We start from the raw sequence: 13,593 nt of genomic DNA, 5'->3' as shown, positions 1-13,593 counted from the left end.
TTTGTAGGAAAAATGCCTGAATCGAGGATGTGGAAGCTAGCGTTAATCGTTCTCCGCATCCTCGAACTTTGAATCGGCTATGGTCTTGGACAATCGATTTGAAAACGGACTTTCTTTAAGGTCGTTCAATAATTTTTGTCGCTTTCGTTCCGAAATATCAAGTGTATCCAATAACGCCCGGGTACGTTGCGCATCGGCAATACGCTGTTTCTTAAGGGCTATACGCTCTTCTAACGGAACCATCAGATCAGGTTCAAAGCGCTCCATAAGGGTATGTTTTTGAACCGAAACGTCCTTTTTTGGCGTAGCAGATTGCGCTTGCGCCTTTAGGTTCGATGTCATCAAAAAACACCATAGTAGTGGTATAAATACCAAAAAATTCCATTTTTTCATCCGTTCTCATTTGTGCGCTCCCGATAAATATAGCAAATTTTGCTTTTTTAGGCTCGGTTCCTACCTTTGTTTATCCGAAGACTACACCGATTGGCTATTAAGTCGCTGTAAACTTTGTATTAAATTATCGCATCATGTTTAAAATGGCATCCCTGTTTAGTTTACTCTTTTTGTGCATAGGTCTTACGCCCATAATTACACTTGCGCAAAAACCTGTGGTAATTTCATCGGCCGAGATTACATTTTCCTTCGTATCAAAAGATGTACAGGGCAGTATTGCTGAATTCAGCGCCAACACTTCCCTAGATTTTGATCATATCGAAAGGGCTTCTTTAGAAGGTTCGGTCGCCGTTTCTTCGTTAAAGACCGGAAATTTTTTAAGGGATTGGTCATTAAAGGGAAAAAAGTATTTTGATGCGGACAACTATCCGAAAATAACATTCAAAAGTACTTCCGTTTCGGGTACGGGGGAAGCCTTCACTGTAAAAGGTATGTTGACCATCAAGGATATATCAAAATCGATAACGATCGACTTTAAAAAAGAGGGGAATACATTGGTAGGTACCACTACCCTATTTTCGTCTGACTTTAATATTGATATTAAAAAGGAACGCACCGATAATAAGGTGATCGTTACGCTACAGTTCACCCTGGAAGCCTCCAACTAGCGAAAATACATGACCTAAATCCTTAAAATCGTCACCAGTGACCAGGGCTGGAATTACGCCCATAAATTCTTTTATCAAACCAGTCCAAAAATTGGGTAAACCAGTACATTCCATCAAAAAATGATGCTTACCTTCGTGGCTTAAAATTTTTGATAGCTATGTGGATTTGGGTATTATTTATTGCTTTGATCGTTGTATTCTTGGCTTTGGATTTGGGTGTTTTCCATAAAAACGATCACGTTATAAAAAGTAAGGAGGCTGGCATTTGGACGGTTATTTGGGTTACCGTTGCCATGAGCTTTAGCGGCGTCATCTATTGGCTTTTTTCAGAGGGCCTTGTTGACAACCCCACGGGGCTCACTCCCAATAATGCCGTCTTAAAATATATTACGGGCTATTTGATCGAACTTTCCTTAAGTATCGACAATGTCTTTGTCATCGCCGTAATTTTTTCTGCTTTTAAGATTCCTGCGCTTTACCAGCATCGGGTACTTTTCTGGGGTATTTTAGGGGCCATCATTTTCCGTGGACTCATGATTGTATTCGGAGTAGCGCTGATCAATAAATTCGAATGGATTATCTATGTTTTCGGCGTTTTCTTGCTGTATACCGCCTTTAAAATGCTGAAAGGTGACGAACATGAATTCAATCCAAAGACATCATTTGTCTTTAGGCAACTAAAAAAAGTCTATCCGATTACGCATTCTTTGCACGGTCATGATTTTTTTGTCAAGCGGATGGGACTCAACGCGGCCACTCCCCTTTTTGTAGCACTGATTGTCATCGAGTTGACCGATGTGCTTTTTGCGCTTGATAGTATTCCCGCTATTTTGGCCATAACCGCAGACCCCTTTATCGTTTTCAGTTCCAATATTTTGGCAATTTTAGGGTTGCGATCCATGTATTTTCTGATTTCGAGGATGTTGCAAAAATTCAGGTACATCAATTACAGCCTTGTAGTAATCTTGGCCTTTGTCGGACTAAAAATGTTGTTCTCCCATCAAATCGAATTGCCCGAATGGGTATCGCTCACCGTAATATCGGTAGCCTTACTGTCCGGCATATTGGCTTCATTGCTTATCAAGGAAAAGGAGACGCCCACCGAAGGTTAAACGATTAGGCTACGCCTTATTGGAAAAAATTAGGGAATAGATTTTCGGTACCACCCAATTCCCCAATGGGAAATAAAGTGCAAAAAACAAGGCCATGCCCAAACTAAAATTTCGGATTCCGAAAAGTTGGTCCAATAGGTTATTCGGATAGGCATAGGAAGTTTCCAAGGCATACCCTCCAAACTCCAAAAAACCCATGGCAATCAGTCCGTAAGCATACTGCCGATGAAATGGGAGACCGCGGAGTAGCAATGAAACCGGGACCATATACAGTACGTAGCAACTAATTATTTGCCACCAATAAGTGAATTTGGCGATTTCCATTTCGGTACCGAACCAATTCATGCCCCATCCCCAAAGAAAATAGACGATACCATAGGTGATAATCAAGCGTCTGTCAACAAAAAGTTTGGGTTTTGCCCAAGCCCACAACGTTTTCATGTACTATGAATTTCCTAGTTTGGCATCAATAATGGAAAGTGCATCCGTAACGGTTTGCATGCTGTCCATATCGTCATTTTCCAACATGATATCAAACGCATCTTCCACATCCAAAACTATATCTACAAGATTGGCAGAGTTGATATTGAGTTCGTTGATAAAGTGGCTTTCCATAGTTATGTTATCGACCGAGACGTCTTCGGGAAGATATACTTGTATAATAGCACGTAATTTTTGATAGCGTTCTTCTTTTGTCATGGGTATGCAATAAGTCTTGATGTATTGTAAATTTTGAAATGTGAAGTTAAAAAAACAAATGATAAACATAGGCCTAAAAAAGGAACTCCAAAAAAAATGGTTACTCCGGTTCCTTATAGCGTCCAAAGATAACGCAGGCATTGACATCACCGAAACCAAAACTTGCCTTCGCCGTTATATTCGGTTGAAAATCAAGAGTCTGATGCGGAATTTTGGCAGAAGCAACAAGATTCTCAATATCAGGGTGTAAGTCGTTGCAGTTTACATTGCCGAATACCTTATTTTCCTTGAATTGCAATATGGTGCCGACGCATTCGATACTTCCCGCGGCCGCCAGACAATGTCCGATAGTCCCTTTAAAAGAATTTATATAAGGGAAGTTATGACCGGAACGCTGCAAGGCTTCGCACCAATTCTGTATTTCGACCGGATCTTTGGCGGTAGCGGTTAAATGCCCGTTGATGGTATCAATAGCAGCACTTTCAACACCTGAATTTTTGACTGCCGCTACAATACAGCGTTGCACCGCTTCACTATTCGGGGCGGTCATACTGCCCTCGCCGCGTTGTCCCCCACTGTTTTGGGCGCCGCCAAGCACTTCGGCATAGATTGTGGCGCCACGTCTTTTGGCACTCTCCAGGGACTCCAGCACCATGGCTCCTGCACCACTGCCCGGTACGAACCCAACGGCAGTGGCACTCATCGGCCTACTTGCCTCGGCAGGATTTGAATTGTAATTACTGGGAAGGATACGCATAGCATCAAATCCGCCCCAGATATACGGTCCACTATCACTACAACTTCCGGTAAGTATATAATCGGCTTTTCCTGCTGAAATGCGCTCATAGGCCATTAAAATGCCTTCTGTACCCGTGGTACATGCCGACGAATTGGTGGTAACTTGATTACCGCACCCCAAAATTCCTCCCAAATAAGCACTTATTCCACTCGCCATGGTCTGTAGCACGCTTGTACTGCCCAGACGGCGCACTTTACCTTCATCAATTTGGTGTATGGACTCCCGTAACTTATCAACCCCTAAAATTCCTGTGCCAAAAATAACACCTGCATTCCAATCGGGCGTTTCTTTGGAGGCTATGGAAAGTCCGGCATCCTTCCAGGCATCGGTACCGGCAAGTACACCGAAAACGATACCGCTAGCATTTAATCCCCGAAGTTGGAGTGGCGTGAAATAGTGATTGACCAGATTGTCGCGCACCAAAGGCTCGCCCGCTATCTGACAGCTGAAATTAAGGTCCTTTAGTTTGGATTGAAAACGTATACCGCTTTTCCCATTCTGAAGGGCTTGGGTAAAATCAGCTATCCCTACACCATTGGGTGCACAGACACCAAGACCGGTTATAACGACACGTTTTCCCATACTATGTGTTTGTCAGCATTCCGGAGATTGATCCCTTGCATACCAATTTATCCGCTTCGTTATACATTTTTACCTTGCACTTTAACTTATTGAACCTAAAATAAACCTTTTCAGAGCACACCCTGACCTTCTCGTTGGGGAAGACCGGTAGTAAAAATTCCATTTCAGAACTGCTCAACCCTATTTTCAGACTCGATTCTTTCCATTGCATCTCTTGATCCAATAAAAAAATTCCGAGACAAACCAGGCCGATCTGGGCACAACATTCGGTCAAAATTACGCCCGGGGTTACCGGATTACCCTTAAAATGACCCTTATAAAAGCTTAAAGTATCACTAAAGGTGAAACACCCTTCTACCCTATTTTCATTAATATTAAGCAACTCATCAACAAATAGAAAAGGTCTTTCATACGGCAATTTTTGTATAATGTGGTCATACTTATTTTTAGAAATAACTTCTTTATGCTTCATAACCTAATTGCATGCTATTAGACTTTGGCCCGAGTACCCGAAATTTATGGACCATCATATACTGTTTATCGCAAACTCTCGCCCCCATCAACTTTGACTACGGTTCCCGTAATCCATTGCGCTTCCTTGGTTGTTAATAAATAGACCACATTGGCAACGTCTTCAGGGGTTGTTAAGCGCCCATTGGGATTCCGCTCCAAGGCATTTTCCTTTAGAAAAGCACTGCCCGGAATTCGGTTGAGGGAAACGGTATCGGTTACGCCCGCTTGAATACAATTGGCCTTGATTCCCTGTGGGGCATACTCCAAAGCAATATTTCGCGTAATGGCCTCAAGCGCCACCTTCGCGGCAGAAACCGCTGCATAATTCTTCCAGGCACGGGTATTTCCTTCGCTGGTGAAAGCAATAATACGGGTATCATCGGCAAAGAGTCCCGCATGTACTAGTGCTTGCGTCCAATCATATAAACTTATCGCCATGGCTTCCAAGGTAATTTCAAAATCTTGGCGGTTCAACTCCATCTGACCGCTATCGGAGAACATAGGCTTTAAGCTTCCCTTGGCAATACTATGTACGAATACACTAATACGCTCTTCGGGCAACACCAGTTCTTTGATTTGCTCGATTGAGGCCTTAATCTTTTCAATTTTAGTGCCATCGACATTGAAGTTGGCAAATTTTACACCCATTAAAGTAATTTCTTCAAAATTAGCATTAATTCGCTGTATATCAAGCTTCCTATCCCTATGGATGATAATAATATGAAATCCTTTACGTGCCAATTTCTTGGCCGTAGCCATCCCCAAGCCGCTACTTCCCCCAAGGATTAAAGCCCATGAACGCTGTTTCGTATCATTTAATGGTGCGGCATTAAAATCGTCTTTTTTATAATCCATTGTAACTATTCAAATATCGTTGGCTTCCTCATAATGAGGATAAAAATTCTATTACCTTTTTACCATTCCAACAGTACGCGTTGCGCCGAAAAGCCAGGTCCGAAACTGAGCATTAACCCCTGTTCCCCTTCCGTTATGTTCTTTTCAAAAAATCGTTCTAAAACATAAAGCACCGTGGCACTACTCATATTACCATATAATCGTAACGTTTCACGGGTATCATCGATATTTTTACCCAAATCCCCAAAAAGGGCTTCCACGGTCTGTACAATTTTCCGTCCACCAGGGTGAAAGATCAAATGGTCGACAGCTTCGATCGAAGTACCGTGTTGCTTTAAAAATGGATGAACAATTTCCGGAAAGTGCTTAGCGATGGTTTCAGGAACGGCAGGATCCAATATCATTTTTAATCCTGAATTGGTCAAATCAAAACCCATCAGGTGCGTGGCGTCAGGAAAATGGTACATGGAACTCCCTATTATCTTGGGGCCTACGGCAACTGTTTCCGATGATAGCAGCACACAGGCTGCGCCATCACCAAAAATGGCCGCGCTTACCATATTGGCCATCGAATAATCATTCAATTGAAAAGTCGCTGTCGGACTTTCGACCGAGACCACGGCAGCTCGCTTGCCCGGGTTAGCCTGTAAAAAATTACGGGCATAAATTAGACCCGATATACCCGCCGCACAGCCCATTTCAGTAACTGGCAGACGAATGATGTCTTGCCTTAGTTCTAGCGCATTGATCAAATAGGCATCTAAAGAAGGTATCATGATCCCCGTGCAACTGACCGTAATAATATAGTCTAGTGAAGCAGCTTCCCAATTTGCCTGCTTTAAAGCTTTTTGCAAGACTTTTGTGCCTAGGTTCTTGGATTCACGACTATAAATAGCGTTTTTTTCTTCAAACGAAGTCGCCGTAAAAACCTCTTCGGGATTCATAATACTATACCGGACATCAACTGCGGCACCTTCAAAAATCTTAATAACTTTCCGTTGAAACCGCCGCTCTTGGCCCGCCAACCATACTTCGACTAAGGGCAGAATGTCTTCGGTTTTTCTATTATAGTTGGGGAGCGCCTTCGCCACCGTTGTAATTCGTACGTTATGCATATGTTTTGGTTAGTCGATGGGTGCGCATGACCCATATATACCTAAAGGCCCATTTCCATTGAATATGGTGTTGGGTATTTTTTATTTTCTTTGCAAAGCCTGCCAATTCCTTTTTTGTAAAACCGCTTTTTATAGACAAAAGACCATCATGTTTTGCAATCTTGGTTTTTATAAAAATAGCACTAAAGAACTGAAAAAGATAATACGCAAAACGACTTCTTTGCAAGTCATTAATAATCACGCCTGTGCGCGCTAATTTTGTAAATCTTTCTAAAAATTTAGGAATGTGTTCATTATAAAGATGGTGCATGGTCAGCGTGCACAATAGAATATCACATTCAAAATTTGCGGCAAAGTTATCATCAAGAACATCTTGACGCTCATATTGTATTTCGGGAAAATCAATGGATTTTTTTCGAGCGACCCGCAAGGCATTCTCGCTGAGGTCAATTCCGATGCAGTTTACGGAATACTTATTCTTTCGGGCCCACCGAACTACTTCCCGAAGCATGGTTCCGTCTCCACAACCAACATCTAAAATCGTATACGATTTTTCGGGATAATCTTGAACGAGCCTATTCACAGCCGTTATCGTAGGTCTATTGCCGTTTAACAACTGATTCGCCCGATTGATATCTTCCAAGACCTGTTCTAGCATCGACTCGCCTACAGTGGGATCATCCATCAGTTCCGGCGTTCTATTTCGGTGTGCTAAATTCATATATTAATCAATTGGTTGACCATGTGTACTTCTAATTATTTTTCTCAAAAGGATAGGAAACCGCGCCACCGACAAAACACCCAAATTGGTCAATCGTTCATTCAATAGTAGAGACTGCAATTGCCGCCCCGCCCATAATCGACGAGCGAACGCATTTCTCCAACGATATTCATAAGACTTTTCCATCTGTTCCCGCGTATTTTTGCCGTTCAAATATTCATGGACGCATTCCGAAGCGATTTTGGCACTATGAATGGCCATGGCCATGCCGTTACCACATAATGGATGTATCAACCCGGCCGTATCGCCACACATCAACATATGGTTTTCGACAGCCCTTTTCGGTTCAAAGGAAACCTGTGCTATGGTCAGGGGTTTCTCAAAAACGGGTACTGCACTCTTAAGAAATGTACCCAAGAAGGGATTTCGGGAAACAACATTTGCATTAAAACGTTCCACATCTTTCTCTTTCTTAAAACTGGAGTAGGATGCCAAATAGCAAAAATTGACATTCCCTGTTTCGGTTTTGGATAATCCGCCATACCCTCCTTTGAAGTTATGGAGTGCCACTAGATTATCAGGAAAATCTTCATATCTATAATGTGCCTTAACCCCCAACCAATGCGACTTTTTCTGAATAAAGTCCCGATTTAGCTGTTTATCCAAACTACTACGCTTTCCATAAGCTCCGAGTACCACTTTTGATGCCATTTGCTGACCGCTTTCCGTAATTATGGTAAACGCATCATTTTTGAAGTTGACAGTAATAACTTCCTCAAATATAAAAGATACCCCCAATGATATGGCCTTTTTGTACAGCATCTGGTCAAAGGCATACCGACTTATTCCAAAACCACCCAATGGCAGAACGGTCTGCACCAATTCACCGGATACCGTGCTTAATTGCAATGTTTCTATATTCACCGCCCCCACTTCTTCGAGGTCGATATCCAGCGTTTTGAGGTAGGGTCGTACTTCGTTGGAGACATATTCCCCACACACTTTATGGTGTGGATAGCGCTCTTTCTCTAAAAGGAGCACCCCACAATTTTGCTTGGTCAACTGAATAGCGGCTGTGAGTCCGGCCAGCCCACCCCCGATAATAATTACATCGTAGTGCTCCACAAGGGAAAGGTAGACATTTCGAGAATGCCTAAAAACTAATAAACCACTTTTTATGCTTCTTTTTAATCAATTTTTTGATGCAATAAAATAAAGCAAAACAAGGCTTTCAAGTATAAAAAAATCCCGACACTGTAGGTGTCGGGATTAACTATTCTTTCCTCGGCCGAAATAATCTAGCCCTTCGTTTGCTCTTTGGCTTCCTCTTTTAATTCTTCGCTAGCTACAATTGCCAATTCAACGCGACGGTTCTGCGCTTTCCCCTCAGTCGTTGCATTATCGCCCCGCGGTTGACTTTCACCGTACCATTTTGTGGTAAATCGTCCGCTATCCAAACCTTTGCTTACCAAATAGCTGGTTACGGACTCTGCACGTTGTTTGGACAGGTTCATATTATAGTCATCAGGTCCTGCGCTATCGGTATGCCCCTCTACCAAAATATTTGATTTTGGGTATTCTTTGAAAATTCCGACCAACTTGTCCAAGGTAGTTGCCGAAGTACCTTTGATATTTGATTTATTGGTGTCGAAATAAACACCTGCATCTTCATTGAAGATTACGTTTATACCCTCACCAACGCGTGTGACTTCGGCACCGGGAATTTCCTCCTCGATACGTTCCGCTTGGCGATCCATTCGATCACCGATATATCCACCGGCCACACCACCGACAACAGCACCAATAATAGCCCCTAGTGCCGTATTATTGCCTTTTCCGACATTATTTCCGAGAACGCCTCCAATAACAGCACCACTAGTGGCTCCTACGGTAGCTCCTCTTTGTTTATGATTTGAATTTTTAACGGCGCTACAACCCAATACCAAAGTAAAGGCCATAACGAATGCCATATTTTTTATAATCAGACTTTTCATTTTATTGTTTTTTTGTGAATTCGTATACTACGGTAACGGTTTCTCCGTCTACGGTATTGTTTGATTTTAAGGTCATTGCTTGCGGTGTCAAGGATACAATGTTCAAACGATAGCCCAATCCTCCGGAAATATCTTTCGATTTGGCATCTATAAACTTGAATTGCAATTGACTGGTGTAGTTTTTATCACTGTCGACTACAGACCAGCGAATATAGCGGTCTCCGCCATTGCAGTAGGTAGAAGGTGCTATTGTATAGCGCCCCGTACTGTTATTATTTCGAAAGAACCAATCGCTCCCTTCAAAACAGATATCCTCGGCATCATTAAAGATTACCGACTTGAAATTCCCAGTGTTGTTTTCATAAGAAACGTCTTCCAACGTCCAAGTACCATCCAGTAGACTTCGCTTCTCCCTGGCGCTTTTGGATACCGAGCAGGAAGCGGCAACCATGGCCAAAGCCATAAAAATCAGAAAATGTCTTTTCATTATTAAGTTTAATTAAGTTCTTACTATATACGCAAGCACTTTGCTTTACGATTTTACAGTAACGTTAAGTTGCTGTTAATATGATACCACATTATAAAAAACAGTAAAAAAAGAGGAGTGTCGGAAAGAATTATTTCTTAACGTAGATGTTAATAAGCCAAAAGAGACAACAGTTCCTTTTGAAATCGATGTATAGGTAAATAATTGTCTTCCAGATTTTTAGCAAAGGGAATAGGGGTTTCTAAACTGGCAACCCTACGTACCGGAGCATCTAGGTACTCAAAACAGTTTTCCATGACCAACGCGGAAACATCACTGGCGATACCACCAAATAGGCTGTCTTCTTGAAGAATGATTAGTTTTCCTGTTTTTTTGACGGATGTATAGATAGATTCCATATCCAAGGGCATTAGCGTACGTAAATCAATAAGATCGGCCTGCACCTGCGGCTGTTTATCCAAAGTCTCCAAAGCCCAATGTATTCCTAGGCCATAGGAAACTATGGTAATAGCATCACCCTCCCTTAAGAAACTAGCCTTTCCAAAAGGAAGCGTATAGTACCCGGAAGGAACATCTTGGTAAGTACTTCGATACAACCCCTTATGCTCAAAAAACAAAACAGGATTAGGATCGTTGATTGCAGTTGTCAATAAACCTTTGGCATCGTAAGGAAATGCCGGGTACACCACTTTTAAACCTGGAGTTTTGGTAAACCAAGCCTCGTTCGTCTGCGAATGAAAGGGGCCGGCCCCTACCCCACCTCCGCAAGGCATGCGTATCACGACATCTGCAGGTTCGTTCCATCGGTAATGGCTTTTGGCCAAATAGTTTACAATCGGATTAAAGCCGCTACTCACAAAATCGGCAAACTGCATCTCGACCACGGCTTTCATTCGGTTAATGGATAATCCCATTGCGGTTGCTATGATACCCGATTCGCAAATCGGCGTATTCCGAACCCGATCTTTTCCAAAAGCACCCACAAACCCTTCCGTCACCTTAAAAACGCCGCCGTAATCTGCAATATCCTGCCCCATAAGCACTAGGTCGTCATGACGTTCCATGGACTGTCTAAGTCCCTCGGAAATTGCATCGACCAAACGTATATTCTTTATTTCTGTATTTACTTTAAAATGTTGATATACAGAACTTTTAAAAACATCACCTATCTCTTCACTTACATCTTCTATTTCGTTCTCCCCGAAGGCAATTTTCAGACTGGCACTGATTTCTTGCTCAATATCCTGTTGAAGTTCGGACTGCAGTTCCTCATCTATAATTTCGGTCTCCATTAAAAACTGCCTGTAGTTTTCAATTGGGTCTTTTTCCTGCCATTTCGATAACAATTCTGACGGAACATATTTAGTGCCACTCGCCTCTTCATGGCCACGCATTCGAAAAGTTTTGAATTCTAATAAAACCGGCCTCGGATTAGTACGGATACTTTCACAAAGGGACGCAACTTTAGTAAAAACCTCCAATATATTATTCCCGTCAATCGTATACGATTCTATTCCGTAACCAACTCCCTTATCGCTTAGATTGTCGCATCGATATTGTTCGTTAGTCGGTGTTGACAGACCATATCCATTGTTTTCGATACAGAATAGCACAGGTAAATCCCACACTGAAGCTATATTTAAAGCTTCATGAAAATCACCTTCACTTGTCCCGCCTTCCCCTGTAAAAACTGCGGTTACCCTTTTATTTCCTTTTAGGATATCCGCTAGGGCAATGCCGTCAGCGACACCCAATTGCGGACCTAAATGCGAAATCATACCAATGATTTTATATTCCTGTGTCCCAAAATGGAAACTACGGTCCCGTCCCTTTGTAAAACCGCTTGCCTTACCCTGCCATTGCGCAAATAAACGAGGTAGCGGCACATTGCGCGTTGTAAAAACACCTAGGTTTCGATGCATGGGCAATATATACTCATCGGCTTTCAAGGCACTTGTTACACCAACGGCGATTGCTTCTTGACCGATACCGCTGAACCATTTGGAAATTTTGCCTTGGCGGAGAAGTACCAACATCTTCTCCTCGATCATACGCGGCCTTAACATTCGTTTGTATAGGGAAATCTGAGTGGTCGGGTCAACGCCCGTAGTAGTGTATTGCATGGCATTTGAAATAAGAGATTTTCTTATCTGCCATAAAAGTAAGAAAATTGGAGTCCATAAAAACTACCGTTATCAAATGTTGTATGCTTTATATTTTATTAACTTTGAACAAATAAAAACACAGAACCTATGAGTGCGATACCCAGTGTAAATTTGGAAGAGTTCCTATCTGGCGACGAGGCTAAAAAGCAAAAATTCATCAATGAGATAGGGGCGGCTTTTGAAGATATTGGTTTTGTAGCCCTAAGCGGGCATTTTCTTTCCGAAGCCTTGGTAGCAAATTTATATGATGAAATTAAAAAGTTCTTTGCACTTCCCCAACAGACCAAAGACAAGTACGAGATTGCCGGAATCGGTGGACAGCGTGGGTATACTTCCTTTGGTAAAGAGCATGCAAAAGGGCGCAAAGAAGGTGATTTGAAGGAATTTTGGCATTTTGGCCAATATGTCGAAGACGACCCTAAATTGGATTCCGAATACCCTGATAACGTAACAGTAGAAGAATTGCCCGACTTTAATAAAGTAGGCAAAGAAACTTTTAAAATGCTGGAGAAGACAGCGAAATATGTACTTAGGGCATTGGCGCTGCACCTCGATTTAGAGGAAAACTATTTTGATGAATATATTAAAAATGGTAATTCCATTTTGCGTCCCATACATTATCCACCTATTACCGAAGCCCCTAAAAATGCCGTACGTGCAGCGGCCCACGGTGATATTAATTTGATTACGTTGCTCATGGGTGCGCATGGTAAAGGATTGCAAGTGAAAAATCACAAAGACGAGTGGGTCGATGCCATTGCCAGACCCGACCAACTTATGATCAACGTAGGCGATATGCTTTCACGCCTTACCAACGATAAACTTAAGTCGACGATCCATCAAGTGGTAAATCCACCAAAAGAATTATGGGGTACCTCCCGTTATTCCATCCCCTTCTTTATGCACCCGATTAGTGAAATGCCTTTAAATTGTTTGGAAAATTGTGTTGACACAGCACACCCTAAGCAATTTGACGACATCACGGCCGGAGAATTTCTAAATGAGCGATTGATAGAGCTCGGACTGATCAAAAAATAGCATATGGATCTTCAAGACCAACTAAAAAATTTGTTTCCAGAACATAAACCTTCCGAAGAAGAAAAAAAACCGGTTAAAAGTGATATCTGGCTACAGGATGACCCAATTATTTGTAAATATGAGAAAAGAAAGGGTAAGCCCATTACGATTCTGGAAGGATATAACGGGGCAGAAAAGGATTTTAAAAAACTGGCCAAAGAACTAAAGACCAAATTAAGTGTTGGGGGTACCATAAAGAATGATTCAATTATCATTCAAGGAGACTACCGAAACAAGATAATGGATATTCTAAAAGCCAAGGGTTTTAACGTTAAACGTGTAGGTGGGTAAAGCACAATCACAATAAAACATGCCGTTTCTGTGTTTTATTACAGAAGAGCATTGTTTTCTGTTAATTATTTTTGTTATTTTCGATTTAATATTACTTTTATTATCCAAATTAAAACCACACC

At 42.0% G+C, this 13,593-nt stretch carries 16 protein-coding genes; 4 read left to right on the top strand and 12 right to left on the bottom strand.

Going from position 1 to position 13,593, the window contains the following annotated elements; translation table 11 throughout:
- Positions 1 to 42 precede the first annotated feature (42 nt).
- A complete protein-coding gene (locus tag BLS33_RS00620; protein WP_089884260.1) occupies positions 43 to 393 on the bottom strand; it encodes a hypothetical protein in 351 nt (116 codons plus the stop codon).
- A gap of 134 nt (positions 394 to 527) precedes the next feature.
- Here BLS33_RS00620 and BLS33_RS00615 point away from each other — a divergent pair, with 134 nt between their 5' ends.
- Positions 528 to 1,061: a YceI family protein gene (locus BLS33_RS00615; protein WP_089884259.1), complete on the top strand. Its 534-nt coding sequence runs from the start codon at positions 528 to 530 to the stop codon at positions 1,059 to 1,061.
- 158 nt (positions 1,062 to 1,219) lie between these two features.
- On the top strand, positions 1,220 to 2,173 hold the full coding sequence (locus BLS33_RS00610; protein ID WP_089884256.1) for a TerC family protein: 954 nt from the start codon (positions 1,220 to 1,222) through the stop codon (positions 2,171 to 2,173).
- A 9-nt stretch (positions 2,174 to 2,182) separates the two neighbouring features.
- Here the strand turns inward: BLS33_RS00610 and BLS33_RS00605 are convergent, their stop codons facing one another.
- From BLS33_RS00605 to BLS33_RS00555, 11 genes are all read right to left on the bottom strand, one after another.
- Positions 2,183 to 2,614 (bottom strand): hypothetical protein, encoded by a 432-nt coding sequence (locus BLS33_RS00605; protein WP_089884254.1) that lies wholly within the window; start codon positions 2,612 to 2,614, stop codon positions 2,183 to 2,185.
- A 3-nt stretch (positions 2,615 to 2,617) separates the two neighbouring features.
- Positions 2,618 to 2,872, bottom strand: a complete 255-nt coding sequence (locus BLS33_RS00600; protein WP_089884253.1) for an acyl carrier protein — start codon at positions 2,870 to 2,872, stop codon at positions 2,618 to 2,620.
- A gap of 100 nt (positions 2,873 to 2,972) precedes the next feature.
- The gene (locus tag BLS33_RS00595; protein WP_089884251.1) at positions 2,973 to 4,253 is read right to left on the bottom strand and encodes a beta-ketoacyl-[acyl-carrier-protein] synthase family protein; all 1,281 of its coding nucleotides are present in this window, start codon (positions 4,251 to 4,253) and stop codon (positions 2,973 to 2,975) included.
- Between the two features lies 1 nt (position 4,254).
- Entirely contained in the window at positions 4,255 to 4,725 is a 471-nt protein-coding gene (locus BLS33_RS00590; protein WP_089884250.1) for a 3-hydroxyacyl-ACP dehydratase FabZ family protein, read from the bottom strand.
- A gap of 65 nt (positions 4,726 to 4,790) precedes the next feature.
- On the bottom strand, positions 4,791 to 5,621 hold the full coding sequence (locus tag BLS33_RS00585; RefSeq protein ID WP_089884247.1) for an SDR family oxidoreductase: 831 nt from the start codon (positions 5,619 to 5,621) through the stop codon (positions 4,791 to 4,793).
- A gap of 59 nt (positions 5,622 to 5,680) precedes the next feature.
- Complete coding sequence (locus tag BLS33_RS00580) at positions 5,681 to 6,736, bottom strand: type III polyketide synthase (RefSeq protein ID WP_089884245.1); 1,056 nt, start codon at positions 6,734 to 6,736, stop codon at positions 5,681 to 5,683.
- The gene (locus BLS33_RS00575; protein ID WP_089884243.1) at positions 6,729 to 7,457 is read right to left on the bottom strand and encodes a methyltransferase domain-containing protein; all 729 of its coding nucleotides are present in this window, start codon (positions 7,455 to 7,457) and stop codon (positions 6,729 to 6,731) included. Before BLS33_RS00575 ends, BLS33_RS00580 begins: the two co-directional genes overlap by 8 nt.
- A 3-nt stretch (positions 7,458 to 7,460) precedes the next feature.
- Positions 7,461 to 8,582: an NAD(P)/FAD-dependent oxidoreductase gene (locus BLS33_RS00570; protein ID WP_089884240.1), complete on the bottom strand. Its 1,122-nt coding sequence runs from the start codon at positions 8,580 to 8,582 to the stop codon at positions 7,461 to 7,463.
- 173 nt (positions 8,583 to 8,755) lie between these two features.
- Complete coding sequence (locus tag BLS33_RS00565) at positions 8,756 to 9,451, bottom strand: YiaD family glycine zipper/OmpA-like lipoprotein (protein ID WP_089884238.1); 696 nt, start codon at positions 9,449 to 9,451, stop codon at positions 8,756 to 8,758.
- A gap of 1 nt (position 9,452) precedes the next feature.
- Positions 9,453 to 9,938: a lipocalin family protein gene (locus BLS33_RS00560; protein WP_089884236.1), complete on the bottom strand. Its 486-nt coding sequence runs from the start codon at positions 9,936 to 9,938 to the stop codon at positions 9,453 to 9,455.
- Positions 9,939 to 10,087: 149 nt separating this feature from the next.
- Complete coding sequence (locus BLS33_RS00555) at positions 10,088 to 12,061, bottom strand: alpha-ketoacid dehydrogenase subunit alpha/beta (protein ID WP_245731229.1); 1,974 nt, start codon at positions 12,059 to 12,061, stop codon at positions 10,088 to 10,090.
- A gap of 129 nt (positions 12,062 to 12,190) precedes the next feature.
- Between BLS33_RS00555 and BLS33_RS00550 the strand changes: the two genes are divergently transcribed.
- Together BLS33_RS00550 and BLS33_RS00545 are read left to right on the top strand one after the other, a co-directional pair.
- Positions 12,191 to 13,141 (top strand): isopenicillin N synthase family dioxygenase, encoded by a 951-nt coding sequence (locus BLS33_RS00550; protein ID WP_089884234.1) that lies wholly within the window; start codon positions 12,191 to 12,193, stop codon positions 13,139 to 13,141.
- 3 nt (positions 13,142 to 13,144) lie between these two features.
- Positions 13,145 to 13,471 carry a translation initiation factor gene (locus tag BLS33_RS00545; protein ID WP_089884232.1) on the top strand — a complete coding sequence of 109 codons (327 nt, stop codon included), beginning with the start codon at positions 13,145 to 13,147 and terminating at the stop codon, positions 13,469 to 13,471.
- Positions 13,472 to 13,593 lie beyond the last annotated feature (122 nt).

It is taken from the genome of Kriegella aquimaris (assembly GCF_900103215.1).
GTDB lineage: Bacteria > Bacteroidota > Bacteroidia > Flavobacteriales > Flavobacteriaceae > Kriegella > Kriegella aquimaris.
This window is presented reverse-complemented; position numbering and strand designations above follow the sequence as displayed.